The sequence below is a fragment of the Paraburkholderia sp. SG-MS1 genome, from assembly GCF_012275575.1.
Classification (GTDB): Bacteria; Pseudomonadota; Gammaproteobacteria; order Burkholderiales; family Burkholderiaceae; genus Paraburkholderia.
The window spans coordinates 1-25,336 of sequence record NZ_NPIH01000293.1 but is presented as its reverse complement, the minus strand read 5'-3'; the positions used below and the strand labels follow the sequence as shown (position 1 = coordinate 25,336).

23 protein-coding genes and 1 tRNA gene are annotated in these 25,336 nt (G+C 65.0%); 10 read left to right on the top strand and 14 right to left on the bottom strand.

All coding sequences use genetic code 11. The features are described 5' to 3' along the window. Positions 1–33: 33 nt before the first annotated feature. The gene (locus tag CIC12_RS32295; protein WP_168670587.1) at positions 34–513 is read right to left on the bottom strand and encodes a glutathione peroxidase; all 480 of its coding nucleotides are present in this window, start codon (positions 511–513) and stop codon (positions 34–36) included. Between the two features lie 135 nt (positions 514–648). On the opposite strand from CIC12_RS32295, the gene CIC12_RS32290 reads away from it, so the two are divergent. Both CIC12_RS32290 and CIC12_RS32285 read left to right on the top strand, forming a co-directional pair. Beyond that, on the top strand, positions 649–2,601 hold the full coding sequence (locus tag CIC12_RS32290; protein WP_168670585.1) for an ATP-binding cassette domain-containing protein: 1,953 nt from the start codon (positions 649–651) through the stop codon (positions 2,599–2,601). A gap of 70 nt (positions 2,602–2,671) precedes the next feature. Continuing rightward, a complete protein-coding gene (locus tag CIC12_RS32285; RefSeq protein WP_174772274.1) occupies positions 2,672–3,769 on the top strand; it encodes a CaiB/BaiF CoA transferase family protein in 1,098 nt (365 codons plus the stop codon). A gap of 99 nt (positions 3,770–3,868) precedes the next feature. On the opposite strand, the gene CIC12_RS32280 is transcribed toward CIC12_RS32285, so the two are convergent. The 3 genes from CIC12_RS32280 to alr form a co-directional block, all read right to left on the bottom strand. Beyond that, complete coding sequence (locus CIC12_RS32280) at positions 3,869–4,147, bottom strand: DUF2866 domain-containing protein (protein ID WP_168670577.1); 279 nt, start codon at positions 4,145–4,147, stop codon at positions 3,869–3,871. A gap of 142 nt (positions 4,148–4,289) precedes the next feature. Further along, the gene (gene radA, locus CIC12_RS32275) at positions 4,290–5,666 is read right to left on the bottom strand and encodes a DNA repair protein RadA (RefSeq protein WP_168670575.1); all 1,377 of its coding nucleotides are present in this window, start codon (positions 5,664–5,666) and stop codon (positions 4,290–4,292) included. A gap of 394 nt (positions 5,667–6,060) precedes the next feature. Next, a complete protein-coding gene (gene alr / locus CIC12_RS32270; protein ID WP_168670573.1) occupies positions 6,061–7,131 on the bottom strand; it encodes an alanine racemase in 1,071 nt (356 codons plus the stop codon). A gap of 218 nt (positions 7,132–7,349) precedes the next feature. On the opposite strand from alr, the gene lplT reads away from it, so the two are divergent. Both lplT and thiD read left to right on the top strand, forming a co-directional pair. Then, a complete protein-coding gene (gene lplT / locus CIC12_RS32265) occupies positions 7,350–8,657 on the top strand; it encodes a lysophospholipid transporter LplT (protein ID WP_168670571.1) in 1,308 nt (435 codons plus the stop codon). 60 nt (positions 8,658–8,717) lie between these two features. Then, a complete protein-coding gene (gene thiD, locus CIC12_RS32260) occupies positions 8,718–9,524 on the top strand; it encodes a bifunctional hydroxymethylpyrimidine kinase/phosphomethylpyrimidine kinase (protein ID WP_168670569.1) in 807 nt (268 codons plus the stop codon). Between the two features lie 354 nt (positions 9,525–9,878). Here the strand turns inward: thiD and CIC12_RS32255 are convergent, their stop codons facing one another. The 4 genes from CIC12_RS32255 to tsaB are packed head-to-tail and all read right to left on the bottom strand — an operon-like array spanning position 9,879 to position 13,483. Continuing rightward, positions 9,879–10,922: a DUF1853 family protein gene (locus tag CIC12_RS32255; protein ID WP_168670567.1), complete on the bottom strand. Its 1,044-nt coding sequence runs from the start codon at positions 10,920–10,922 to the stop codon at positions 9,879–9,881. Next, positions 10,919–12,142 carry a uracil-DNA glycosylase gene (locus tag CIC12_RS32250; protein WP_168670565.1) on the bottom strand — a complete coding sequence of 408 codons (1,224 nt, stop codon included), beginning with the start codon at positions 12,140–12,142 and terminating at the stop codon, positions 10,919–10,921. The genes CIC12_RS32255 and CIC12_RS32250 overlap by 4 nt, the downstream gene beginning before the upstream one ends. Further along, the gene (rimI, locus tag CIC12_RS32245) at positions 12,129–12,623 is read right to left on the bottom strand and encodes a ribosomal protein S18-alanine N-acetyltransferase (RefSeq protein WP_168670563.1); all 495 of its coding nucleotides are present in this window, start codon (positions 12,621–12,623) and stop codon (positions 12,129–12,131) included. Before rimI ends, CIC12_RS32250 begins: the two co-directional genes overlap by 14 nt. Continuing rightward, positions 12,620–13,483, bottom strand: coding sequence for a tRNA (adenosine(37)-N6)-threonylcarbamoyltransferase complex dimerization subunit type 1 TsaB (tsaB, locus tag CIC12_RS32240; protein WP_168670562.1), 864 nt, complete (start codon positions 13,481–13,483; stop codon positions 12,620–12,622). The genes rimI and tsaB overlap by 4 nt, the downstream gene beginning before the upstream one ends. Before the next feature lie 157 nt (positions 13,484–13,640). On the opposite strand from tsaB, the gene CIC12_RS32235 reads away from it, so the two are divergent. The 3 genes from CIC12_RS32235 (at position 13,641) to aceA (ending at position 17,752) form a co-directional block, all read left to right on the top strand. Further along, complete coding sequence (locus CIC12_RS32235) at positions 13,641–13,910, top strand: acyl-CoA-binding protein (protein ID WP_168670560.1); 270 nt, start codon at positions 13,641–13,643, stop codon at positions 13,908–13,910. A 494-nt stretch (positions 13,911–14,404) separates the two neighbouring features. Further along, on the top strand, positions 14,405–16,030 hold the full coding sequence (locus CIC12_RS32230) for a DEAD/DEAH box helicase (protein ID WP_168670558.1): 1,626 nt from the start codon (positions 14,405–14,407) through the stop codon (positions 16,028–16,030). Positions 16,031–16,447: 417 nt separating this feature from the next. Continuing rightward, positions 16,448–17,752 carry an isocitrate lyase gene (aceA, locus tag CIC12_RS32225; protein ID WP_174772275.1) on the top strand — a complete coding sequence of 435 codons (1,305 nt, stop codon included), beginning with the start codon at positions 16,448–16,450 and terminating at the stop codon, positions 17,750–17,752. A gap of 295 nt (positions 17,753–18,047) precedes the next feature. On the opposite strand, the gene CIC12_RS32220 is transcribed toward aceA, so the two are convergent. Together CIC12_RS32220 and CIC12_RS32215 are read right to left on the bottom strand one after the other, a co-directional pair. Beyond that, positions 18,048–18,482: a universal stress protein gene (locus tag CIC12_RS32220; protein ID WP_168670554.1), complete on the bottom strand. Its 435-nt coding sequence runs from the start codon at positions 18,480–18,482 to the stop codon at positions 18,048–18,050. 157 nt (positions 18,483–18,639) lie between these two features. Further along, on the bottom strand, positions 18,640–19,542 hold the full coding sequence (locus tag CIC12_RS32215) for a LysR family transcriptional regulator (protein ID WP_168670552.1): 903 nt from the start codon (positions 19,540–19,542) through the stop codon (positions 18,640–18,642). Positions 19,543–19,714: 172 nt separating this feature from the next. Here CIC12_RS32215 and CIC12_RS32210 point away from each other — a divergent pair, with 172 nt between their 5' ends. Next, a complete protein-coding gene (locus CIC12_RS32210; RefSeq protein WP_168670550.1) occupies positions 19,715–20,560 on the top strand; it encodes a (S)-2-haloacid dehalogenase in 846 nt (281 codons plus the stop codon). A gap of 75 nt (positions 20,561–20,635) precedes the next feature. Then, entirely contained in the window at positions 20,636–22,237 is a 1,602-nt protein-coding gene (gene aceB, locus CIC12_RS32205; protein ID WP_168670548.1) for a malate synthase A, read from the top strand. A 244-nt stretch (positions 22,238–22,481) separates the two neighbouring features. Here aceB and CIC12_RS32200 read toward each other — a convergent pair whose 3' ends face one another. Continuing rightward, positions 22,482–22,883, bottom strand: a complete 402-nt coding sequence (locus CIC12_RS32200) for a gamma-glutamylcyclotransferase family protein (RefSeq protein WP_121317490.1) — start codon at positions 22,881–22,883, stop codon at positions 22,482–22,484. Positions 22,884–22,955: 72 nt separating this feature from the next. After that, positions 22,956–23,450, bottom strand: a complete 495-nt coding sequence (gene rraA / locus CIC12_RS32195) for a ribonuclease E activity regulator RraA (protein WP_168670546.1) — start codon at positions 23,448–23,450, stop codon at positions 22,956–22,958. 180 nt (positions 23,451–23,630) lie between these two features. Here rraA and CIC12_RS32190 point away from each other — a divergent pair, with 180 nt between their 5' ends. After that, on the top strand, positions 23,631–24,530 hold the full coding sequence (locus CIC12_RS32190) for an AraC family transcriptional regulator (protein ID WP_168670544.1): 900 nt from the start codon (positions 23,631–23,633) through the stop codon (positions 24,528–24,530). Between the two features lie 9 nt (positions 24,531–24,539). Here CIC12_RS32190 and CIC12_RS32185 read toward each other — a convergent pair whose 3' ends face one another. Continuing rightward, positions 24,540–25,004: a GNAT family N-acetyltransferase gene (locus CIC12_RS32185; RefSeq protein ID WP_168670542.1), complete on the bottom strand. Its 465-nt coding sequence runs from the start codon at positions 25,002–25,004 to the stop codon at positions 24,540–24,542. A gap of 141 nt (positions 25,005–25,145) precedes the next feature. Beyond that, positions 25,146–25,222: transfer RNA gene (locus tag CIC12_RS32180), tRNA-Asp, on the bottom strand. Positions 25,223–25,336: the final 114 nt, after the last annotated feature.

Here is a 25,336-nt window from a genome sequence, read left to right as displayed (position 1 = left end):
GGTGCCGGAGGCGCGCGCCGCCTTCCCGGCGCCTCACAACAGCTTTTCGATATCGTCTGTCATCGCCTCGGGCTTGGTGAGCGGCGCATAGCGCTTCACAACATTGCCGTCCCGGCCGATCAGAAACTTGGTGAAGTTCCACTTGATTCCTTCAAGCCCCAGCAAACCAGGCGCCTCGCCCGTCAGATAGCGGAACAGCGGATGCGCATTCGCGCCGTTCACGTCGATCTTGTCGAACATCGGGAAGGTCACGCCGTAGTTCTTTTCGCAGAAACTGCCGATCTGCGCGGCGTCTCCCGGCTCCTGCTTGCCGAACTGGTTGCACGGGAACCCGAGCACCGCGAGCCCGCGCGCGGCGTAGGCGTCATACAGCTTTTGCAAGCCCGCGTATTGCGGCGTGAATCCGCATTCGCTCGCCGTATTGACGATCAGCAACACCTTGCCTTGATACTGCGTGAGGCTCACTTCCTCGCCGCCGAGCGTGCGTGCCGAAAAGGAATAAATCGATGTCATGTGCTCTCCCCGTGAAAGCCGTCAGTCTATGCCAAAAGCCGCGCCACAACAGTCGTCCAAATGGCCGATCCCGACTGAGCGCCCGGTGTCACGCCGGGCAGTCTAAAATAGCGGTTTTCTTCAGCCGGCCTCTTCGTGATCCGCTTTAATCAGTTCAGCCTCGCGCGCGGCACCAAGCCGCTCTTCGACAACACCACGTTCACCCTCAACCCCGGCGAAAAGGCCGGCCTCGTGGGAGCGAACGGCGCGGGCAAGTCGACGCTGTTTGCCGTGCTGCTCGGCGAACTGCATGCGGACGGCGGCGATTTTTCCATTCCGCCCACCTGGCGCATTGCCCACGTCGCGCAGGAAACGCCGGCCGCGGACAAGACCGCGCTCGACTACACGCTCGACGGCGACGCTGCGCTGCGTGCGATCGAGGCGCGCATTGCCGCCGCCTCCGCCGCGCACGACGGCGCAGCCGAAGGCGAAGCGCACGCCGCGTTCGCGGACGCCGACGGCTACACCGCGCCCGCGCGCGCCGAAGCGTTGCTGCTCGGTCTCGGCTTCACGCTCGACCAGACGCGCGAGCCGGTCAGCAGTTTCTCAGGCGGCTGGCGCATGCGACTGAATCTGGCCCAGGCGCTGATGTGCCGCTCCGATCTCCTGCTGCTTGACGAACCGACCAACCACCTGGACCTCGACGCGATCGTCTGGCTCGAAGACTGGCTGCATCGCTATACCGGCACGCTGATCGTGATCTCGCACGACCGCGAATTTCTCGACTCGGTCTGTAACGTCACGCTGCACCTCGAACAACAGCAGATCAAACGCTACGGCGGCAACTACTCGCAATTCGAAGTGCTGCGCGCGCAGCAGATCGCGCTGCAACAGAGCGCGTATGAAAAGCAGCAGCGCACGGTCGCCCATCTGCAGAGCTACATCAACCGCTTCAAGGCGCAGGCCACCAAGGCGCGCCAGGCGCAGAGCCGCGTGAAAGCGCTAGAAAAGATGGAACTGATCGCGCCGGCGCATGCAACGTCGCCGTTCACGTTCGAGTTCCGCGCGCCCGACTCCGCGCCGAATCCGATGATGGTGATGGAAGACGTGCGCTGCGGCTATCACGGCGAAGAAGGGGTCGAGATTCCGATCGTCGACCACGTGATGCTGTCGATCCAGAACGGTCAGCGCATCGGCCTGCTCGGCGCGAACGGCCAGGGCAAGTCGACGCTGATCAAGACGCTCGCCGGCACGCTCGAAGCGCTCGGCGGCCACGTGCGCGAAGGCAAGGGGCTGCGCATCGGCTACTTCGCGCAGCATCAGCTCGAGACGCTGCGCGCGGACGACACGCCGCTGCAGCACCTCGCCCGCCTCGCGCCGGACACGCGCGAGCAGGAACTGCGCGATTTCCTCGGCAGCTTCAATTTTTCCGGAGAGATGGCGACCTCGAAGGTCGCGCCTTTCTCGGGCGGCGAAAAGGCGCGCCTCGCGCTCGCGCTGATCATCTGGCAGAAGCCCAACCTGCTGTTGCTCGACGAGCCGACCAACCACCTCGATCTCGAAACGCGTCACGCGTTGACCATGGCGCTCGCGCAATTCGAAGGCACGCTGATTCTGGTGTCGCACGACCGCCACCTGCTGCGTGCCACTACCGATCAGTTCATGCTGGTCGCGAAACACCGTCTGACCGAATTCGACGGCGATCTCGACGACTACCGGGACTGGCTGCTGCAACACGCGGCCGAGCAGCGCGCGGCGCTCAAGGCGGGCACGACGGCCAATGGCGCGAACGGCGGCGCGGACAGCGGCGCCGATAACAGCGTGAATCGCAAGGAGCAGCGCCGCCTTGAAGCGGAAACGCGGCAGAAGCTCGCGCATCTGAAGAAGCCGCTGCAAAGCCGCATTACGAAGATCGAAAAGGAAATGGACGCGCTCAACACGGAGAAGGCGGCGCTGGATGCGTTCGTCGTCGACCCGGCCAGCTACGAGCCCGAGCAGAAGAACAAACTGACGGAGGCGATCCGCCGTCAGGCAGATGTGAACGCGCGCCTCGAAGCGCTCGAAGCCGAATGGCTCGAGACTCACGAGGAACTCGAACAAATCGGCTAGCGGCACGCAGTTTCCGGTCCGCGCCGGCACCGACGAGAGGTTGGCTTTGTCTTCCGCGACTGCATCATCCATGTCATCGGCTACAGCGGTAGCGCCCGCGCTGCAGGGGCTGCGCGTTCTCGACCTGACGCGTCTGCTGCCGGGACCGGTGGCCGCGCTACGGCTCGCCGAGCTCGGCGCCGACGTGCTGAAAATCGAAGCTCCCGGCGCGGGCGACCCGACCCGCACGATGATGCAATCGTCGAGCGACCGCGTGGCCGGCCGGCCCGGCGCGTTCTACCGGATGGTCAATCGCGGCAAGCGCGAAACGCGCCTCGACCTCAAATCCGAAGCGGGACGCAACGTGTTGCGTGCGCTCGCGGCAGAAGCGGACGTGCTGATCGAGAGCTTCCGGCCCGGTGTGATGGAGCGCCTCGGCATCGGCTACGCCACGTTGCGCGCGGCCAATCCGCGGCTCGTCTACTGCGCGATCAGCGGCTACGGCGCGAGCGGGCCGTTCGTCGATCGCGCGGGCCATGATTTGAACTACATCGGCTATGCGGGCGTGCTCGATCAACTGGCAAGCCGCGACGGCACGCCGATCCTGCCGAATTTCCAGATCGCCGACCTGCTCGGTGGCGCCTTGAGCGCGGTGACGCAGATTCTCGCCGCCCTATGGCATGTGTCGCGCGGCGGCGAGGGCCGCTTCCTCGACGTCTCGATGACGCATGTCACGCATGCGCACAACATCGTCGCGCAAGTCGCGCTCGCCAACGAAGGCGCTGCACCGGCCCCCGGTGCCGGTCTGCTGAACGGCGGCGTGCCATGCTACAACCTGTACCGCACACTCGATCAGCGCTGGCTCGCGGTCGGCGCGCTCGAACTGAAATTCTGGGAAACGCTGTGCATGGCGCTCGACCGGCCGGAGTGGGCGACGCGCCACTGGAGCCTTGGCCAGGCGATCGGCGGCCCGGACGCGAGCGCGCTTACGCAGGAGTTGGCCGACATGATCGGCACGCGTGCACTGGCGGATTGGGTGCTGCTGCTGGAGCCGCTCGACTGTTGTGTGTCGCCGGTATTGACGGCGGCCGAAGCGGCGCGCCATCCGCTGTTCGATCCACAGACGTACGCGGCGCAGACCGAAAACGATGCGGATGATGCAGATACCACCGATGGCCTGAACGGGTGAGCTCCGCCTACCTACGGCTTCGCTGCGCTGCTTTCAGCTGATGCGGCTCTGACAGCGAAGGGCTTACTGCGAGGAACATTAGCTGCCCGGACCCTACCCTCAACGCCGCACGGCCGTCTGCCGCGGCAAGGTCTGGCGTGGCGTCTTTTCATCGTCGTACAGCACGTGCTTGCGGCCTTCCACGTGACGGTTGATCGTAGCGCGCACCTCGGCGGCCGTGGCGTCCTCGGCTACCACGCGCCGCGATATCTGTCCCGCCGTGTCGATCCACTCGACGATCCGGCACGCGTCGCCCCATGGCTGGCGAATCGGTGCGGACACGCGGCAGCCGCGCACCTGTATCGGCCGCTCGGCGACGGTTTCAATTGACTGTTTCAAGGCGCGATCCTTTTTCGAGCATCAGAAGGGATGGTTGCCCTCGCAGCTTAGAAAAAAGAAATGCCATTCAGGTTACAGACAACGTGGGGATATTTACGGCGCATTACGGCGCGCTTGCCGCCCGCGTGCGCCGCAGCCCCGTCTATTCGAGCGTGCGGACCCGGTCGATCGCCTGTTCGATCCGCTCGACCGCAACGACCTGTAAGCCTTCGATCGGCTGTTTCGGCGCGTTGGCCTTCGGAATGACCGCGACCGAGAAGCCCAGTTTGGCCGCCTCCTTAAGCCGCTCCTGACCGCGCGGTGACGGCCGGATCTCGCCGGCGAGGCCGACTTCGCCGAACACGACGAGCCCCTTGGGCAGCGGCTTGTTACGCATCGACGAATGGATGGCGAGCAGCACGGCCAGATCGGCGGCGGGTTCGGTGATCCTCACGCCGCCCACCGCGTTCAGGAACACGTCCTGATCGAAACACGCGATCCCCGCATGCCGATGCAGCACGGCCAGCAGCATCGCGAGCCGGTTCTGTTCGAGGCCGACCGCGAGCCGGCGCGGATTCGGCGCATTGGCCGCGTCCACTAGCGCCTGCACTTCGACCAGCAGCGGCCGCGTGCCCTCCTGGGTCACCAGCACGCAGGAGCCCGGCACCGACTGCTCGTGCTGCGACAGAAACAGCGCCGACGGATTCGCCACGCCGCGCAGGCCGCGCTCGGTCATCGCGAACACGCCCAGCTCGTTGACCGCGCCGAAGCGGTTCTTGATCGCGCGCACGAGGCGGTACGACGAATGCGTGTCGCCCTCGAAGTACAACACCGTATCGACGATATGCTCCAGCACGCGCGGGCCTGCCAGCGCGCCTTCCTTGGTCACGTGGCCGACCATGATGATCGTGGTGCCCGACTGCTTGGCGATGCGCGTCAATTGCGCGGCGCACTCGCGCACCTGCGCGACCGAGCCCGGCGCGGAGGTCAGCGCGTCGGAATAGACCGTCTGGATCGAGTCGATCACCGCGACGTCGGGCCGCTGGTCGGCGATCGTCGCCTGGATTTTTTCGAGCTGGATTTCGGCGAGCAATTGCAACTCGCTCGCCTTCGAGCCGGGCTCCAGCAACGAGAGCCGCTGCGCGCGCAACGCAATCTGCGCGGCCGACTCTTCACCGCTGATGTAGAGCGCGCGTTTGTCGGCGGCGATTTCGGCGAGCGATTGCAACAGCAGCGTCGATTTACCGATGCCCGGATCACCGCCGATCAGCACCACGCCGCCCGGCACCAGACCGCCGCCGAGCACGCGGTCGAACTCGCTCACGCCGGTTGAGAAGCGCGGCACGTCGGACGCTTCGATGTCGGCCAGACGCCGCACCGGAGCACTCTTCGCGAGCGACTGGAAACGGTGCGTGGACGGCGCTTGCGCGACCGATTCGACCAGCGTGTTCCACGCATTGCATGACGGGCACTGCCCGGCCCATTTCGGCGATTGCCCGCCGCATTCACTGCAGATGTACAACGTCTTCGGTTTAGCCACGCGTGATTGCCTGTGTTGCTGTTCTTGGGATTGATCGGGTTGATGCGGCGGGTCCGGTTAATGGCCGGTTAATGGCCGGTTCCGCGCGGGGACGCCAGGCGCAACGGCGAACCCGACGATATGCAGCGGCATGCCGAGCGACGCAAAATGCGGGCAACTCGCAGTGCCGTCAGCGGTGCTCCCGACAGCGCAAATTCCGATGCAGGCCGGCGACGCAAGCGAAGCGCGGCGCCATCAGGGAAAACTCCTCAAGGCGCAAACTGGCGCAGCCACCCGCGATTGCCTCGCGCCGCGCATTACCTGACTCGCTACGCTGTGCGCGACTGCGCCGCTCACTCCGCCTCGCACTCCGCCTCGCACTTTGCCTGGCACTTTGCCCGCTGCTGCCCGCGCCTTACTCCGCCCGCACCGGCACACGCGGCGCCACCGCGCACATCAGCTCGTAGCCAATCGTGCCGCACGCCTGCGCGACGTCGTCGATAGGCAGCGCGTTGCCCCACAATTCGACGCGCGAGCCGACGTTGGCCGTTGGCACCGGCGTGAGATCGACCGTGAGCATGTCCATCGACACGCGTCCGACGACCCGAGTGCGCACGCCGTCGACGATCACCGGCGTGCCTTCCGGCGCGACCCGCGGATAGCCGTCCGCATAGCCGCACGCGACCACGCCGATACGCATCGCGCCGCGCGCCTTGAACGCCGAGCCGTAGCCGACTGTGCTGCCTTCATTGAGCATCTGCACGGCGATCAGTTCCGAGGCAAGCGTCATGGCCGGCTGCAGCCCGGTGCCTTCGATCGCGGCTGTCACGCCCGACGGCGACGCGCCATACAGGATGATGCCCGGGCGCACCCAGTCGAAATGCGCGCCCGGATGCCACAGCGTGGCCGCCGAATTGGCAAGGCTGCGCGCGCCCGCGATGCCTTGCGCGCCGCGCTCGAACGCTTCCATCTGATACGCGATGCCGCGCTCGCCGTCGGCATCCGAGAAATGGGTCATCAGCGTGATCTGGCCGACGCCCTGGCAGGCGCGCGCCCGCTCCCACGCGGCGCGGAATTTCTCCACCGTGTAGCCGAGCCGGTTCATGCCGGTGTTCATCTTCAACTGGATGTTGACGGGCTTGGACAGGCGCGCCATTTCGAGCATGCGCAACTGTTCGTCCGAATGCAGCGCGGTCGTCAGGCTATAGCGGTCGATCACGTCGATGTCGGTCGGACGGAAGAAGCCTTCGAGCAGAAGAATCGGCCCAGCCCAGCCCAATTCACGCAACTTCACGGCTTCTTCGAGGTCCAGCAATCCGAAGCCGTCGGTTGCGCGCAAGCCGGGAAACACTCGCGCAAGGCCATGTCCATATGCGTTCGCCTTGACCACGGCCCATATTTTGGACTTTGGGGCGTAGCGTCGCGCGACGGCAAGATTATTGGCAAGTGCGGCGGTATGAATCGTGGCTGAGAGGGGGCGCGGCATGGGATATTTTCGTAAAGACGCTTGCGAATCAGCGGCTTACTGGGCGTTTTCAACGCTCGGCAGTCCGCTGGGCGGTGCGATCAAGGATTCTGCTAGTCCGAATCCAGCTATTTTCGTGATATAAAGCCGTGCGCACAACCCATTTCGAACGGCATAAGCCCGGACGTATTGCAAACGGCCGGGGCGGACAGACCGCAGCGAGGACAGCATCGCATCAGATGAAAAAAGGTTTTTACACCATCATGGCCGCGCAGTTTTTTTCGTCGCTGGCCGACAATGCGCTTCTGATCGCTGCTATCGCACTGCTGAAAGATCTTCACGCCCCGAACTGGATGACGCCGCTGCTCAAGCTGTTTTTTGTGCTGTCGTACGTCGTTCTCGCCGCGTTCGTGGGCGCCTTCGCCGACTCCCGTCCGAAGGGACGCGTGATGTTCGTCACCAACACCATCAAGGTGGTCGGCTGCATCACGATGCTGGTCGGCGCGCATCCGCTGATTGCGTACGGCATCGTCGGCTTCGGCGCAGCGGCGTACTCGCCCGCCAAATACGGCATTCTCACCGAACTGCTGCCGCCTGACCGGCTGGTCGCCGCGAACGGCTGGATCGAAGGCACTACGGTCGGCTCGATCATTCTCGGCACCGTGCTCGGCGGCGCGCTGATCAGCCCGCACATCGCCGCGCCGATCCTGCGGCAGCACATCCCCACCGTCAACACACCCGCCGAAGCGGCCATGCTGGTGATCATGGGCCTCTACGTCATCGCGGCGCTGTTCAATCTGCGCATTCCCGATACAGGCGCGCGTTATCCGAAACAGGAACGCGGCCCGATCAAACTCATCACCGATTTCGCCGATTGCTTCCTCGTGCTGTGGCGCGACAAGCTCGGCCAGATTTCGCTCGCGGTCACGACGCTGTTCTGGGGCGCCGGCGCGACGCTGCAATTCATCGTGCTGAAGTGGGCCGAAGTGTCGCTGAACATGTCGCTCTCCGAGGCGGCGATCCTGCAGGCGGTGGTGGCCGTCGGCGTGGCGGGCGGCGCGATCTTCGCGGCCTCGCGCGTGCCGTTGAAGAAGTCGCTGTCGGTGCTGCCCGTCGGCATCATGATGGGGATCGCCGTGATGCTGATGGCGTTCTACACGCGCGACCTGTTCCCCGCGCATTGGGGCTTCCAGATCGGCCGCATGCATATGCCGGGCTACCTGATCTTCGCGTATATCTTCCTGATGGTGGTCGGCGGCCTGTCGGGCTTTTTCGTCGTGCCGATGAATGCGCTACTGCAGCATCGCGGCCACGTGCTGCTGTCGGCGGGTCACTCGATCGCCGTGCAGAACTTCAATGAAAATCTCTCGGTGCTCATCATGCTGTGCCTGTACGCGGTGCTGGTCTGGCTCGACGTGCCGGTCACCGCGGTGATCGTGCTGTTCGGCACCTTCGTGTGCCTGATGATGTGGCTCGTGATGCGGCGCCACCAGGCGAACCAGCGCGCATTCGACTCGGTCGCGCTGATCGGCGAAGCCAAGCACTGAGCTTGCCGCGGGCCGCTGCTCACGCAGCATGCCCGCGCCTTCCTTCTTCCTCGCTTGACCATGACGCAAACGATTCCCAATGTGCTGACGATCGCCGGTTCCGACTCGGGCGGCGGTGCCGGCATTCAGGCCGATCTGAAGGCTTTCTCGGCGCTCGGCGCCTATGGCGCGAGCGTGATCACCGCGCTCACCGCGCAGAATACGCGCGGCGTCACTGCGATTCACGCGCCGGACCCGGTCTTCATTACCGCGCAACTCGATGCGGTGTTCGACGACATCCGCATCGACGCGGTGAAGATCGGCATGCTGGCGAACGCACCGATCGCCCGCGCGGTCGCCGATGCGCTGCGTCGTCACAAGCCGAAGCACGTCGTGCTCGACACGGTGATGATCTCGAAGAGCAATCATGCACTGCTGCTGCCGGATGCGGTCGCTGCGGTGCGCGACGAACTGCTGCCGCTCGCGGATCTGCTGACGCCCAACCTGCCCGAAGCCGCCGCGCTGCTCGGCGTGCAGCCGGCCACCGACGAAACCGGCATGGTCGAACAAGGCGAAGCGCTGCGCGCGCTCGGCGCACGCGCGGTGCTGATGAAGGGCGGCCATCTGCGCGCGGCGGACAGTCCCGACTGGCTGGTGCAGGACAGTGGCACATTGCGCCTCGGCGGCCCGCGCGTGCCGGTGAAAAATACGCACGGGACGGGTTGCACGCTGTCGTCGGCCATTGCGGCGCTGGTTCCGCAACGCGGCGATCTGGCGAGCGCGGTGGCCGATGCGAAGGTTTATTTGACGGGTGCGCTGCAGGCGAGTGATCGGCTCGATGTCGGCAGGGGCGTCGGGCCGGTGCATCATTTTTATCGGTGGTGGTGAGCGGCTCGGAATAGGTGGCGTTGTTGAGTGTCTGCCGTGTTTCGCTGCTGCGCTGGGCCGTTTTTTGCTCCGGGGCGGCACATACGTTGTGGCACGCTGAAGCCGCGCGAGTGTTCGATCAGCTGGCCGTGATACGCGGTGAGATGATGACGCGGCTCACATGACGACGAGCGGGTATGTTGCACCGCCTGCTGCTCCGCATGCGCCGCGCGTCGTTGGCACTTGCTCCAGCCACTCGTGCGGCACGGTGAACCCCACAGAAGCGCTCCGACCAATCGTCACCGGCGAGCGGTGAGATCGCGACGCGCGCCCCGTTATGCCGGGAGCGACTGCGTCGTACCGCCCGCCATTCCACTACTTCCGCGCGTAGTTCCATGCCTGCTCCGGCCACGCGTCGGGCATAATGAAACCGCGCGAGTGCTCGACCAGATAGCCTGCACGATCCTCGACGAGAGCGGCGACCATCGCTGGTCCATGCTGAGGTGAAATCTGCGCGGCAAGCGTTTGCGCATCGACCCAAGGCGACCGCGCGGGCTCGCTCCCAGTCTGCTCGCTCTCCAGCGCAATGCGCCTCGGCGCAAGCCATTCCAGCCTCGGCAACTGCCGACACTTTTGCGCCTGCGCCGCCGCGAACGCCGGCCAATCGCTGCGCGTGACCCACCAGCCGCGACCATGCGACGGATCGAGTTCGGCGGGCTCCGGCGGCCTCTCGCCATGCCGGTAAAACAGCCAGCCTTTCACGAACATCTCGGGCGACCACGGCCCCGCGTGACCGACCGACGCAAACTCTTCGCGCGCACTCAACGGCAGTTGATGGTTCAGCAGATGCGCGAGTTTGAGATCGAAGCGGTCTTTCAGATTCGGCCCGACATAATCAGCGAGGCGCGCGTCCGTTTGCGCGGCTCCCGGCCCTTGCCCACGCCCGTCGCCCGCATGCAGATAACACTTCACCGCCAGCTCCCAATGCAACCGCGCGCCCTGCCGCGACTCCACGAGAAAATCGCATTCGCCTAGCGTGACGCCCGCGCGCCGCAACGGCACGCCGGCCGCGACCAGCCGCGCCGCCGGGCCGTTTTGCAGGAACCAGCCGAGCAGCCGTTCGGCGTATCGGCCAAGACGCGTGATGCGCGTCGCGGCGAGGTCGCGATGCAGCGGCTGCGGCGCGGCGTCGAGCGCACACAGCCAGTCGACGCTGGCCTGAAGTTCCTGCGGGGTATGGAAAGGATTCGCGAGCGCGCCCATTGGCGCTTGTGCGCGCAACAGGTCGGCGCTCAGCAGCAGCCACGCGAGATCGCGCACGGCCGGGTCGCGCAAGGTGCGGAGCAACGTTTCGAGGAGCGTAGCGCGGTTGCCTGGCGCGGCGGCCACATGCGCCGCCGGTCCCTCGACGGCCCTCACTTCGCCGCGTTCGACGGCGCGCCGCCCGCCTCGCGCCACGTATCGCGCGCGAGACACAGGTCGGCCCAGGCCTTCGCCTTGTCGGGCAGCCGGCGCAGCAGATACGCCGGGTGATAGGTGACGATCACCGGGACGCCTTCGTACTCATGCACGCGACCACGCAGCGACGAAATGCTCGCATCGGTCTTGAGCAGACTCTGCGCGGCGAAGCGACCCATCGCGACGATCAGCTTCGGCTTGACCAGCCCCACCTGGCGTTGCAGATACGGCTCGCACCGCAACACTTCGTCCGGTTCGGGGTTGCGGTTGCCGGGCGGCCGGCATTTGATCACGTTGGCGATATAGACGTTGGTCTCGCGCGCGAGCGCCAGCGAATGCAGCATGTTGTCGAGCAGCTTGCCGGCCTGACCGACGAACGGCTCGCCGAGACGGTCTTCGTTCTCGCCGGGCGCTTCGCCGATCAGCATCCAGTCCGCGGCGCGATCGCCGACGCCGAAAACGGTGTTCGTGCGCTTCTCGCACAGGCGGCACAGCCGGCATTCGGCGACGCGCTCGCTGAGCGCGTCCCAGTCGAGCGTGTGAACGGACGGCAGTTCGGGCGCTTCGCGGCGGGCCTGCGACGGAGCGTGCGCTGGCAGGTCGTCGAACCATGCGAAATCGTCGTCGGGCGGGGCATCGAATGGCGGCAGCGCCGGGGAGCGCGCCTGCCCGACGGGTTGGCGCGACGGCGCGTGCTGAGCCTGCTGGGCGAACTCGCCCGCTGTATGCGGCTGTTGCCGCGCCGCGCCGGGCGTTGCTTGCCGGTCCTGCGCGGCATCGTGAGCGGGCTGCATCCGACGCTCACCGCCCTCGCTCTGTTGCGTGGCTCGCGACGGCTCGCTCGCCCGCGCCGAAGCGGCGCGATCATCGAACCGCTCGGGGGCTCGCGCCGACGGGGCCACCTGCTCGTCGTGAGCCGGCGCATGGTGCTCGCCCGACATCTGCGCACGCCCGGTCTGCGGCATCTCGCCCGTACCGATAGCTGGCCGCTGCGTATCCTGCGCGAGCGGCACCGATTCTGCCCCCACCGCCCCACGCACATCGTCGCGATGCCCAGCGTGCCCAGTCAGCGCCTGCGCATCCTGCCCCGCGCCTTCGACCTGCGGCTTGACCGCCATCCCGCGACGCACCCACAGCGTCGTCAGGCCGAACTCTTCCAGTACCGATTCATGCAGCGCCATCTGGGCCCTCCGTGGCAAACGAGAAACGCATCACGATGGCGTCCTCCCGGCTGCGATGCCGCGCCGGATAATAGTTTTTGCGCCGGCCGATCGACGCGAAGCCGAAGCGTTCGTACAGCCGGATCGCCCGATGATTCGACGGCCGGACTTCGAGCAGCAGGCCATCGAGTTTTTCGGCATGTGTGATGCGCACCGCCTCGCGCAGCAGCGCGAGGCCGGCGCCGGCACCTTGCGCGCTGGGCGTGACGCACAGGTTGAGCAGATGCATTTCATCGACGACCGGCATCAGCACGCAATAGCCGATCAGCGTGCCGGTCACGTGCCGCAAGCAGACGCCGAAATAGCCGTTGCGCAGCGAGTCGCCGAAATTGCCCCGGCTCCAGGGAAACTCATACGCGATCTTTTCGATAGCGGCGACCTCGTCCAGATCGCCCTCGGTCATCGGCGACATGTAGCGGTCCGCGAGCAACACGCCGCTCATTGCCGGCCCTCGCCGTGAGAAGCGCCGTCTGTTGGCGCGGGCTGGGCTGCGCCGTCGTGGACGTCCTGCGGGCTCTGTGCGAGTGCCGCGTCCCGTTCTGCCCTGGCGGCCTTTTCAGCCTTCCCGGCTTTCTCTGCAATACGCTCCGCCGTGGTCTGCGCAACCTTGTCGCGCACGTATTCCGGCGCGGCCTGGTCGGCGGGCACGGTGCGGCCGGCGCGCAGTGCGCGCAGCGCCGCGTGTGCGAGCGGCAGCGCATGCGGCAGTGCTTCGCCGTCGACCGTACGCGCCGCGGCCACTGCAGGCAGCCGCGCGCCGAACGCCGCGGCGGCGTTGCCGGCAAGCGTGAAAGGCGTGTCGGGCAGCACCAGGCGCTCTGGCGCGTCGAGGGAGGCCGCCTGAACGGTGCGCCATTCCTGCTGCGCCTCGTCCCACGCGTAGTCGGCCCAGTAGATTTCGTCCATGCGGGCATCGAGCGCGGCGAGCACGCGCGTCGCCGCCGGATCGCGCAGGCGCGCGCTCTCCGCGCAGCCCAGCAACGTGCTGACCGGCACGACAGGCAGGTTCAGGCCAAACGCGAGGCCTTGAGCGACGCCGGTCGCGGTACGCAGGCCCGTGAACGATCCGGGGCCGGCGCCGAACGCGATGGCGTCGCAATCCGCGAGCGTGAGGCCCGCTTCGTCGAACAGCTCGCTGATGGCGGGCAGCAGCCGCGTGCTGGAGACCGCGCCGGTCTGCTCGTGGCGAACCCAGAGCCGGGGCGCGGCGCCAGTCTGTGCGGCGTCGACGGGTACGGACAGCAGCGCGACCGAACAGAATTCGGTCGAGGTATCGAGGGCAAGGAGCACAGTTTGAGTCATGGACCGTATTGTAATCGGCGCCGCGCGCGTCAATGGGGTTTGGCGTTGCGTCCTGGTGGCGCGCTGTTTGGAATAAGCCCTCGCCCACGCGAGCGCATGCAGTTGTTATGATCGTCGGCCGATCCTCATCTGATCCCGCCCGGCGGGCAACACCACCATGACAGACATCGACGCGCAATTCGCCAAAGCCCACGAAGAAGTGCAGCAGTTGCCGGAGCGTCCGGGCAATCTCACACTGCTGCGCCTCTACGCGCTCTACAAGCAGGCCACCCGCGGCGACGTTCAGGGCGACAAGCCTGGCTTTACCGACATCGTCGGTAAATACAAGTACGACGCGTGGGCCGCGCTCAGGGGCACCGCGCAGGACGTTGCGAAGCAGCAATACGTCGAGCTCGTCGAATCACTGAAGAGCGGCGCCGCGGCCTGAGCGCGCCGAAGCGGCGACCGGCGCCGGCTCGCGGCTTTATTTCGAGCGCCGGTCACCGAGTGCGCCAGACTGCCGAGCTGCCCAGCCGTCAAAACGCCGGCCGCGCCGGTCGGATTCGCAAACTTTTCGGCTCGGACATGTCCTAACAGTGGCGCAGTGCAACAAAACCCTATACAATACGGCCTGCGCTTCACTGCTTTGCCCGCTTCATGTAGCGGCCTTTGCGGCGCAGCGCCTCGTAGCGTTTAGCTCCAATCCAGTTTAGAACCTGTCCCCTCCTGCCTAGCCCTCTTCGGGCGATCATGTCCCAGGCTGGCGGCACGCCGTGTTGGCATGTCGCATGCCGATACAGCTTCTAACGAAAAGCTCGCCTTCATTGTCGCGAGCTGCCCCCGTTTTTCGATTTGCTCGCTGCTTCTTTGCTCGCTGAATCCGACGACTTGGGTATGCCGATTGGCGCCGACGTTTTAATTCCCTGTGTACCAAGGATTCTCATGACTTCGAGCAACACCTCCAGCCCGTTGAACGCCATCGCCGATCAGGCACTCGGTCTCGCCGACGCTCCCGCCCTAGCCGCAGCCGTTGCTGCCGCTCCGGAAGCCGTCGCCGCTGAAGCCCCAGTCCCGACCGGCCCGACGTTCGCGTCGCTTGGTCTCTCCGCGGATGTCGTCTCCGCGCTGACCGCCGCTGGTTACCAAAACCCGACGCCGGTTCAGCAACGCGCCATCCCGGCCGGCATTGCCGGTCGCGATCTGCTGGTCTCGAGCCCGACCGGTTCGGGCAAGACCGCCGCGTTCATGCTGCCCGCCATCGAGCGTTTCTCGCAACTCCAAAAGGCGCAAGCCAGCCAGCCGCGTGAGCCGCGTCCGGCTGATGGCGCCCGCAACACGCGCCGTCCGCAACCGGTTGCGCGTCCGACCATGCTGGTTCTGACGCCGACCCGCGAACTCGCGATGCAGGTCACGACCGCCGCCGCCACGTACGGCAAGCACCTCAAGCGCCTGCGCACCGTCAGCATTCTGGGCGGCGTCGCTTACGGTCAACAGCTGATGCTGCTGGCGAAGAACCCGGAAATCCTGGTTGCGACGCCGGGCCGTCTGATCGACCACCTCGAACGCGGCCGTATCGACCTGTCGCAACTGCAGATCCTCGTGCTCGACGAAGCCGACCGCATGCTCGACATGGGCTTCATCGAAGACATCGAAACGATCGTCGCCGCTACGCCGGCTACTCGTCAGACCATGCTGTTCTCGGCCACGCTCGACGGCAAGATCGGCTCGCTGACGGGCCGCCTGCTGAAGGATCCGGAGCGTATCGAGATCGTTCAGCGTCTGGAACAGCGCACCAACATCGCGCAAACCGTCCACTACGTCGATGACCGCGATCACAAGGATCGTCTGCTCGACCATCTGCTGCGCGACGAAGGCCTCGACCAGGCTATCGTGTTCACGGCAACCAAGATGGACGCCGACCAGCTGGCAGGGCGTCTTGCCGACGCCGGTTTCGAATCGGCCGCCTTGCACGGCGATCTGCCGCAGGGCGCGCGTAACCGCACCATCAAGGCACTGCGCGAGCGTCGCGTGCGTGTGTTGGTGGCAACGGACGTCGCCGCTCGCGGTATCGACATCCCGGGCATCACACACGTGTTCAACTACGACCTGCCGAAGTTCGCTGAAGATTACGTGCACCGTATCGGCCGTACCGGCCGTGCGGGCCGCTCGGGTATCGCGGTGAGCCTCGTGCATCACGCGGAACAAGGCGCGCTGAAGCGCATCGAGCGCTTCGTGCGCACCCCGCTGCCGGTCAACGTCGTCGAAGGCTTCGAGCCGCGTAAGTCGGCACCGACGGGCAACGGCCGTCCTGGTTTTGGCGGCCGAGGCCGTCCGGGCGGCGGTAACGGTGGTGGCCGTCGTTTCGGTAGCGGTTCGGGCAAGCCGGCCGGCAACGGCGGCGGTTCGCGCAGCGGTAGCGGCGGCGGCTGGGCCGGCAAGTCGGCTGGCGGCGGTTCGCGTGAAGGCGGCTTCGGTGGCGGTTCGCGTGAAGGCTACGGCGGTTCGCGCGACGGCGGCTACGGCGCACGCCGCAGCGACGGCCCGCGCACGGCGCGTCGCGGCAGCTAAGCTACCCGGCGGCAATAGCCGGATAGCGAGTAAAAGACTCCGGACGGCTTCGCGCCGCCCGCTTAGTTGGAAGAAACCGGTGCTCAGGCACCGGTTTTTTTTCGTCCCAAGCTTAACGCCCGCACATTTCACGATGTGGTAAATTTTTTTGCGTCGTAAAAAATCATGCTGCAAGGCACAAGAGACGCCGTTGCGACAGGGGAAAAGTCGTTTCTCCATGTAAAACGTTGCCTGTAACTCATTGAATATAAACAGTAATAAATATCATAAAAACACCTTTGGCCGACTATTGCGGGATCCTTCGTTTGCCTAGACTCTTATATAAGACTTCACGAAACGAAACGCCTGATGGCCGCCGCTTCGACGAAGACAGAGTTACCCATCCATTACAGGCAACCCAAGGAGAACACGATGACGATGACCCGCGAAGAACAAGCGAAGCAACTCCAGCAGCAATGGGATACCGATCCCCGTTGGAAAGGCGTCAAGCGCACCTACTCGGCGCAGGACGTGATCCGTCTGCGCGGTTCGGTGCAGGTGGAACATACACTCGCCAGACGCGGCGCGCAAAAGCTCTGGGAAAGCGTCAACAACGAGCCGTTCGTCAACTCGCTCGGCGCGCTGACGGGCAACCAGGCGATGCAACAGGTCAAGGCGGGTCTGAAGGCGATCTATCTGTCCGGCTGGCAGGTGGCAGGCGATGCGAACGTCGCCGGCGAAATGTATCCGGACCAATCGCTGTATCCGGCCAACTCGGTGCCACTCGTCGTCAAGCGCATCAACAACACGCTCACGCGCGCTGACCAGATTCAGTGGTCGGAAGGCAAGAATCCGGGCGATGAAGGTTATATCGACTACTTCGCACCGATCGTCGCCGACGCGGAAGCCGGTTTCGGCGGCGTGCTGAATGCGTTCGAACTGATGAAGGCGATGATCGAAGCGGGCGCCGCGGGCGTGCACTTCGAAGACCAGCTCGCATCGGTGAAGAAGTGCGGCCACATGGGCGGCAAGGTGCTTGTGCCGACCCGCGAAAACGTGGCCAAGCTCACCGCCGCGCGTCTGGCCGCCGACGTCTGCGGCGCGCCCACCGTGCTGCTCGCCCGCACGGACGCGGAAGCCGCCGACCTCGTCACCTCGGACATCGACGACAACGATAAGCCATTCCTGACCGGCGAGCGCACGGTCGAAGGTTTTTACCGCACGAAGCCGGGCCTCGAGCAGGCGATCTCGCGCGGTCTCGCCTACGCGCCGTACGCGGACATGATCTGGTGCGAAACCGGCAAGCCGGACCTCGAATTCGCAAAGAAATTCGCGGATGCGATCCACAAGGAATTCCCGGATCAACTGCTGTCGTACAACTGCTCGCCGTCGTTCAACTGGAAGAAGAATCTGGACGACGCGACCATCGCCAAATTCCAGCGCGAACTCGGCGCGATGGGCTACAAGTTCCAGTTCATCACGTTGGCCGGCTTCCACGCGCTGAACTACTCGATGTTCAACCTCGCGCACGGCTATGCCCGCAACCAGATGACGGCCTTCGTCGAAATGCAGCAGGCCGAGTTCGCCGCAGCCGAAAAGGGCTTCACCGCGGTGAAGCATCAGCGCGAAGTCGGCACCGGCTACTTCGACGCCGTAACGCAAACGGTCGAACGTGAAGCGTCGACGACCGCGCTGCACGGCTCGACGGAAGACGAGCAGTTTTTCGACAAGAAGGTCGCCTGACAGGCTACGTAACAGGCCGCGTCGCCGCCGACCAGGTCGGCCTCGTGGCCTGATCGCAAAAAAGCGCCAGCGCAAAGACGACCAGGCGGTTCGGCTAGAGAGCCGCCGTCACAGGGAGGAGTCGCACCGCCGGAGGTATCGACGCTCAGCCCCGGGGGCCGGCATCTCGGAGAAAACTGAAAATTCGCAGCAGCGGAGAAAGCGCCGGTACAACGCAGCGTGCCGGCGAGCAGTGGCGCGCCGGCTTCACTGCCGGCGCGTTTTTTGAGGCCACCACGCGCCGCCCAACTGCCACTCAGCGGTACACGATCACCGGAATCTTCGTATGCGTCAGCACCCGCTGTGTTTCACTGCCGATCAGCAGACTGCCCAAGCCACGTCGCCCGTGCGACGCCATGAAAATTACGTCGCAAGCACCTTGCTGCGCCGCTTCGATGATGCCGAGGTAAGGCGCCGGATGAACGCTGGTCCTGCTCTCGACGGCCACGCCGGCACGCCGCGCGGCCATCTCCACTTCCCGCAGATGCACACGCGCTTCGCGCTCGCTGCGCTGCAGGAATTCGGCGGGCGGCTCGACCACCACGTCGGAAAACGGCGAGTACGGATATTGCGGCAGGCACGCGTAAGCGGTGATGCGTGCGCCGACGGCCTGCGCGAGGTCGATCGCGCCGTCTATCGCTTTGTGTGACAGCTCTGAACCATCGGTCGGAACCAGGATGTGCCTGAACATGATGCCCTCCGTCGCCGGCTGCGCGCAGCGCGGCGTGAGCGTCCAACGAGGCCCGGCTTGTAAGCCGCTTCAATCGATTGTAGGTCGCGCAAATGAGGGCATGGATTCACCAGGGTCTGCCCGCATGCCGCGACCATGTTGCTCGTGACGCGGCGCATCAGCCCCAGTAGCCGGGATGGCCATACGTATGCTTGAGAAAGTCCAGAAACAGCCGCACCCGCAGCGGCAGATGGCGGCGCTGCGCAAACACCGCGTGGATGCCGATCGGCGGCGCGGCGAATTCGTCGAGCACGCTCACGAGCCGCCCCGCCGCGATGTCGCTGCCAACTTCCCACCACGAGCGCCACGCGAGCCCGTGGCCCGCGAGACACCACTCGTGCAGCACCGCGCCGTCCGAGCATTCCATCGTGCCAGATACCTTGATCGACACCACCTTGTCGCCCTGCTGGAACATCCAGCCGCGCTGCTGGTTGGCGCTCGCACCGAGCGCGAGACAGTTGTGCCGCGCGAGATCGGCCAACGTGTGCGGCGCCCCGCGCCGGCTCAGGTAGCCCGGCGACGCCACGCACACGCGCCGGTTTTCGCCGAGCTTCAAAGACACCAGCGACGAATCCGGCAATTCGCCGAGCCGCACGGCGCAATCGAAACCCTCATTGACCAGATCGACGAGCCGGTCGGACAGATCGAGCGTGATCGACACGTCCGGATGGGCGACGGTGAACGCCGGCACCAGCGGCGCGACGTGCCGCCGCCCGAAACCGGCCGGTGCCGACAGCCGCAGATGGCCGCTCGCTTTCACGCCCCCTTCCGACACGCTCGCTTCGGCGTTCTGCATGTCGTGAATGATGCGCTGACAGTCCTCGAGGAACGCGGAGCCTTCGAAAGTCAGCGTGATCTTGCGCGTGGTGCGCACCAGCAGCTTGACGCCGAGCCGCTCTTCGAGCGCATCGACGCGGCGGCCGATGATCGCGGGCGCGACGCCTTCAGCCAGGGCGGCGGCCGACAGACTGCCCTTGGCCGCGACGGTGACAAAAGTCTCGATCTGCTTGAAACGGTCCATAGCGATGCGCGCCGCGAAGCCCCCAAAAGAGATTCTACGGACTACGGGTGGAAGTGAGGTGCGTGTCAGATTAGGTGGATGAAAGTAAAAGATCAAGTGATGTTTAGCCTCTTTTTTAGCGTTCAGTGTCACTAATACAATCCGTCCTAACCTCTGACAGGAGTGCACGGCAATGTCGGCCACAACGACACCTTCCCCAAAAGCAGTGATTGTCGACGCGTATGGCACGCTTTTCGACGTGCATTCCGTGATCGCTGCTGCCGAACAGATGTTCCCCGGTCACGGCGACGCGCTCTCGCAGCTGTGGCGTCAGAAGCAGATCGAATACACGCAATTGCGCACGCTGGCCGCTCCCGCCGACAAACCGGGCGCGCACTACCGGCCGTTTTGGGACGTCACGCTCGATGCTCTGCGCTTCGCCGCGAAAAAGCTTCAGCTCACGTTGGGCCGCGCGGCCGAGAAGCGGTTGATGGACGAATACGCGTGCCTTTCCGCGTTTCCCGATGCGGTGCCGGCGCTGCGCGCGTTGCGGGACGCGGCCGCTCGCGAGGCAACTGCGTCAACGCCGTCGACGCCCACCGCCGACGAGCCCGTTTCACGCCTCGGTCTTGCCATTCTCTCGAACGGCAATCCGCAGATGCTCGACATCGCGCTCAAAAGCGCCGGCATGAACGGGCTGTTCGACCACGTGCTTTCCGTCGACGCCGTGCGCGCCTACAAACCCTCGCCCGCCGCGTATGCGCTCGGCACGCGAGCCTTCGACGCGCTGCCGGGCGACATCGTCTTCGTGTCGTCGAACGGCTGGGACGTGGCGGGCGCGACGTGGTTCGGCTTCACCACGTTCTGGCTCAACCGGCAAAACGCCCCCGTCGAAGAACTGGGTGTCGCGCCGCATGGCACGGGCGGCGGCATGAACGACCTGCTTGCTTTTCTGCAGGCCCTCGCAGCGCCTCGCCGCTCAGTCAGTTCCCCGAACCATTCCGGCAGCCACCGCAGACGCCACAGCCCTGGCACATAACGGCGGCTACACGGACTATCTCAACGCTTTTTCAACATCCACGATTTGCACAATCTGACCGACCAAGGAGAACACATGGCGAATTCGCTCTCATCACTGTCGCTGCCGCAGGGCATGGAAATCTCGGCTGAAATCAAGCCGGGCTTTGACGCGATCCTCACGCGCGAAGCGCTCGAACTCGTCGCCGCGCTGCATCGCACGTTCGAGCCGCGCCGCCAGCAATTGCTCCAGGCGCGCGTGGAACGCACGAAACGGCTCGACGCCGGCGAGCGTCCCGACTTCCTCGCCGAGACGAAATCCGTACGCGAAGGTGACTGGACAATCGCGCCGCTGCCGCAGGATCTGCAATGCCGCCGCGTGGAGATCACCGGTCCGGTCGAGCGCAAGATGATCATCAACGCGCTGAACTCGGGCGCGGATTCGTACATGACCGACTTCGAGGATTCGAATGCGCCGAGCTGGGACAACCAGATCACGGGGCACATCAATCTGAAGGACGCTGTGCGCCGCACGATTTCGCTTGAGCAGAACGGCAAGTCGTATCGGCTGAACGATAAGGTCGCCACGCTGATCGTGCGTCCGCGCGGCTGGCATCTCGACGAGAAACACGTGAAGGTGGACGGCAAGCGCGTGTCGGGCGGCGTCTTCGATTTCGCGCTCTTCATGGTGCACAACGCGAAGGAACTTGTCGCGCGCGGCTCGGGCCCGTACTTCTATCTGCCGAAGATGGAGAGCCATCTGGAAGCGCGTTTGTGGAACGACATCTTCGTCGCCGCGCAGGAAGCGGTCGGCGTGCCGCGCGGCACGATTCGCGCGACGGTGCTGATCGAGACGATCGTCGCCGCGTTCGAAATGGACGAGATCCTGTACGAGCTGCGCGAGCATAGCTCGGGGCTGAACGCAGGCCGCTGGGACTACATCTTCTCGGCGATCAAGAAGTTCAAGGCCGATCGCGATTTCTGCCTCGCCGACCGCTCGCAGATCACGATGACTTCGCCGTTCATGCGCGCGTATGCGTTGTTGCTGCTGAAGACCTGCCATCGCCGCAACGCGCCGGCGATCGGTGGCATGAGCGCGCTGATCCCGATCAGGAACGACCCGGCGGCCAACGACAAGGCAATGGCCGGCGTACGCTCCGACAAGGCGCGCGATGCCGGCGACGGCTACGACGGCGGCTGGGTCGCGCATCCGGGCCTCGTGCCGATCGCGATGGAAGAGTTCGTCAAGGTGCTCGGCGACAAGCCGAATCAGATCGGCAAGCAACGCATCGATGTGCTCGTGACGGCCACGGACCTGACGGACTTCCGTCCTGAAACGCCGATCACCGAAGGCGGTCTGCGCAACAACATCAATGTCGGCATTCACTACCTGGGCTCGTGGCTCGCGGGCAATGGTTGCGTGCCGATTCACAACCTGATGGAAGACGCCGCCACCGCGGAAATCTCGCGCTCGCAGGTATGGCAATGGATCCGCTCGCCGAAGGGCAAGCTCGACGACGGCCGCAAGGTGACGGTCGCACTCGTGCGCGAATTGGCGGTGCAGGAACTCGACAAGGTCAAGCAGGCCGTGGGCGGCGATACGAAGCCGTACGAACGTGCCGCGCAGATCTTCGAAGAGATGTCGACGTCGGAGCAGTTCACCGACTTCCTGACGCTGCCGTTGTACGAGGAGCTTTGAGGTTGCTGACGCGCGTCATGCTGTCCGGGCGTGAGGCGCCATGCAGCGAATAAGCACCGCATGATGCTGTCGCTGCTGTAGCGAGCTTGTCGTCATCGCCCATGTGCGGCGTGAAGACAGCTCGATGCGCAAGACTGACCGACCGCGCGGCCCGCCAGGCGCAAGCCTGCCGGGCCGTTTTTTGCACGCGTCACGCTTTCGACGATTCGATGATTCGGCGTGCACGTGCGACGCCCTCAGCCAGTCAGCGGGAGTTGCGGTATTCCACCCAATCACCGGATTTGATTTCGGGCAGGCCCTTCACCGCATTCGGCGTGACCGGATAAAAACGGCAATTCACCACATCGCCGTCCACCTTCACCATCACTTCGCGCGCGAGAAAGCGATCTTCGACGCCGGGGTAGACAGCTTCGATTTCGTCGAGCACCGCGACCAGCGCATCGTCGATTTCGTAGACGTCGCCGATCACGTCGACGCCCGCTTCGTCGACGACAAGGCCCGGATACAGGCCGAAGTCGAACAGATGGCCGCGCACCGAGGCCGTGCCAAGCAGATTCGGCGCGTCGATCTCGTTGCGCGCCGCGGCCTCGCTGATGTCGTTCACTTCACCGGCACGCAGCGTGCCGTATACAAAGACGGTTTGCATCGTCGTTCGCTCTCCTTGAATGAGGGTGTGGCTTCCGGTCAGGGCACGGTTGCGCCGGCGTTCCAGTTCAGTTCAGTTCAGCGCCGCGCTGGCGACGAGCACGCCGTCGATATCCGCGTAAATCCATTCGCCGGGTCGCACCAGCGCGCCGGGCAACTGCACCGCCACGTCGCGCTCGCCGGCACCGCGCTTCTGGGCGCGGCGCGGGCAGGTCGCAAGCGCAGCCACGCCGACGTTGACCTCATTGAGTTCCAGCGTATCGCGCACGCAGCCGTTCAGCACGATGCCGGCCCAGCCGTTCTGTTCCGCGATTTGCGCGAGATTGCCGCCGACCAGCGCACAACGCAGGCTGCCGCCACCGTCGACCACCAGCACGCGGCTTGCGCCCTTCTCTTCGAGCGTGGTGCGCACGAGCGCGTTGTCTTCGAATACCTTCAGCGTTACCGCTTCGCCGCTGAAGCACTCTGTGCGGCTGAAGAGGTGAAAGACCGGTTCGAGCACGCGCAGCGTGCCGCGTGCCAACTGGTCTTCGTGCGCGTCGCACAAGTCCGCGGTAGCAAAGCTCATCGGGATCTCCTCCAGGGCGGGGCAGTCGGGCCATTATGCAACGGCTAGCTGCGGCAAACACCTACAATGATGAGGCCCGCCCGGTTGTGCTCGCGCAACCGATGCGCGGAGCTTGCGCATCCCACATCGCCACGTACCGCACCGACTTCCGGCACTCCGTTCTCTGGACCGATCTTCACCATGACTTCGTCCGCCGACACCGAATTGTCGAACTTCGTCCGCTTCGCCGACATTCCGCCCGAGTTCCAGCCGACCGAGACGCACCCAATCCGCGTGCGCTCGCGGCAAATGCCGTCCGGCTGGCGCATCGCGCGTCATACCCATGCGTGGGCGCAGGTGGCGTATGCGTCGCGCGGCGTGCTGCGCGTCGCGACGACTGGCACGACGTGGATGGTGCCGCCCTCACGCGCGATCTGGGTGCCGCCGCATGTGACGCACGAGGTAGTGGCCGTCGAAGATGCGTTCCTGCGCACGCTCTACATCACCGAAAGCACGGTGCCGGCAGGGCTCGATGCGCCGCGCGTCGTCGAAGTCTCGGATCTGCTGCGCGAAGTAATCGCCGCGCTCGATACGCCCGGCATTTCGGCCGCACGCGAACGGTTGCTCGGCGCGCTCGCGCTGGACGAACTGACGCGCTCGGAGCCGCTGCCGCTGTCCGTGCCGATGCCCAATGAAAAACGTCTGCGTGCGCTGTGCGAGGCCGTGATCGCGGATCCGACGCACGGCGAGTCGCTCGAACAATGGGCGTCCAGCGTGGGCGCGAGTACGCGCACGATCGCGCGGCTGTTTCGGCAAGAATTGGGGGTGAGTTTTTCGCAATGGCGTCAGCAGGCGATCCTCGCGCGCGCGATTCCGCTACTGAGCCAGGGACGACCGCTCTCGCATGTCGCACAGGAACTCGGCTATCAAAGCCAAAGCGCGTTCTCCGCGATGTTCCGGCGCGCGTTCGGTAAGAGTCCGCGCGCATTCATCGAGCGCGGCGCGGAGCATCGGGTGGAAAACGACGAACACGGCGACACGGAGACGGACGACGAATCGGCGCACGATCACCCGGACGTGCCGGGCGGCGCCGCGCGTTGAGCGCCGATCTCAGACCCGCCGCGCGAGATGCCGGATCGCACCGAGCTGCGCCAGACGCGGACCCGCGAGCTTGTAGCCCTTGCGCTGATACAGCCGCGCCGCGGGATTGTCCACGAACACGCGCAACTGCAATTCGCGCAGCCCACGCTCGCGCGCCCATTGATGCGAGATATCGAGCAGATACGTACCGGCGCCTTGCCGTCGATGGCCCTCGGCAATCTGGACGTCGCGGATATGGAGAGAATCGCCCTCCTGCGTGATGCGCAACACGCCGATCGCTCGGCCGTCCACTTCGAGAATAAAATTCTCCGACTCCCGCCAGCTGCCGAGAAACAGATCGGGTCGCCAGACCAGATGGTGCCGGCGATAATAGCCGCCCATGTTGTTGCGAGTCAGCGCCTCGGCGAACTCGAAATCGTCCATACCGGCATTGCGCAGATGAAACGGTGACGGAGCTTCGGTGGGATCGAACATGGCGGAACGACGAAGATGAGTCGGTCAACGGTAAAACAGGCCGCGCATGCTGGCAATGGCTGTTTGTCCCGAGCATACCAGGCCGGCTGGTCGGCGGAAATAAAAAAAGCCCACTTCTTTCGAAGTGGGCTTTCTCCAATCTGGCGGAGCGGACGGGACTCGAACCCGCGACCCCCGGCGTGACAGGCCGGTATTCTAACCAACTGAACTACCGCTCCAGATTTTGCACCTACTGCACCGCTCAAACTTCCAACCGAACGACGCCGATGTTTTGGCGTCCCCTAGGGGATTCGAACCCCTGTACTCACCGTGAAAGGGTGATGTCCTAGGCC

What these genes read in the sequence shown, in the direction of transcription:
- tsaB (WP_168670562.1), bottom strand. Translation starts at nt 13,483, where the DNA reads ATGACTCAAACTGTGCTCCTTGCCCTCGATACCTCGACCGAATTCTGT.
- CIC12_RS32185 (WP_168670542.1), bottom strand. Translation starts at nt 25,004, where the DNA reads ATGTTCGATCCCACCGAAGCTCCGTCACCGTTTCATCTGCGCAATGCC.
- CIC12_RS32220 (WP_168670554.1), bottom strand. Translation starts at nt 18,482, where the DNA reads ATGTTCAGGCACATCCTGGTTCCGACCGATGGTTCAGAGCTGTCACAC.
- CIC12_RS32210 (WP_168670550.1), top strand. Translation starts at nt 19,715, where the DNA reads ATGTCGGCCACAACGACACCTTCCCCAAAAGCAGTGATTGTCGACGCG.
- CIC12_RS32250 (WP_168670565.1), bottom strand. Translation starts at nt 12,142, where the DNA reads ATGGCGCTGCATGAATCGGTACTGGAAGAGTTCGGCCTGACGACGCTG.
- alr (WP_168670573.1), bottom strand. Translation starts at nt 7,131, where the DNA reads ATGCCGCGCCCCCTCTCAGCCACGATTCATACCGCCGCACTTGCCAAT.
- CIC12_RS32200 (WP_121317490.1), bottom strand. Translation starts at nt 22,883, where the DNA reads ATGCAAACCGTCTTTGTATACGGCACGCTGCGTGCCGGTGAAGTGAAC.
- aceA (WP_174772275.1), top strand. Translation starts at nt 16,448, where the DNA reads ATGACCCGCGAAGAACAAGCGAAGCAACTCCAGCAGCAATGGGATACC.
- CIC12_RS32285 (WP_174772274.1), top strand. Translation starts at nt 2,672, where the DNA reads ATGTCATCGGCTACAGCGGTAGCGCCCGCGCTGCAGGGGCTGCGCGTT.
- CIC12_RS32235 (WP_168670560.1), top strand. Translation starts at nt 13,641, where the DNA reads ATGACAGACATCGACGCGCAATTCGCCAAAGCCCACGAAGAAGTGCAG.
- rraA (WP_168670546.1), bottom strand. Translation starts at nt 23,450, where the DNA reads ATGAGCTTTGCTACCGCGGACTTGTGCGACGCGCACGAAGACCAGTTG.
- aceB (WP_168670548.1), top strand. Translation starts at nt 20,636, where the DNA reads ATGGCGAATTCGCTCTCATCACTGTCGCTGCCGCAGGGCATGGAAATC.
- rimI (WP_168670563.1), bottom strand. Translation starts at nt 12,623, where the DNA reads ATGAGCGGCGTGTTGCTCGCGGACCGCTACATGTCGCCGATGACCGAG.
- thiD (WP_168670569.1), top strand. Translation starts at nt 8,718, where the DNA reads ATGACGCAAACGATTCCCAATGTGCTGACGATCGCCGGTTCCGACTCG.
- lplT (WP_168670571.1), top strand. Translation starts at nt 7,350, where the DNA reads ATGAAAAAAGGTTTTTACACCATCATGGCCGCGCAGTTTTTTTCGTCG.
- CIC12_RS32190 (WP_168670544.1), top strand. Translation starts at nt 23,631, where the DNA reads ATGACTTCGTCCGCCGACACCGAATTGTCGAACTTCGTCCGCTTCGCC.
- CIC12_RS32230 (WP_168670558.1), top strand. Translation starts at nt 14,405, where the DNA reads ATGACTTCGAGCAACACCTCCAGCCCGTTGAACGCCATCGCCGATCAG.
- CIC12_RS32215 (WP_168670552.1), bottom strand. Translation starts at nt 19,542, where the DNA reads ATGGACCGTTTCAAGCAGATCGAGACTTTTGTCACCGTCGCGGCCAAG.
- CIC12_RS32295 (WP_168670587.1), bottom strand. Translation starts at nt 513, where the DNA reads ATGACATCGATTTATTCCTTTTCGGCACGCACGCTCGGCGGCGAGGAA.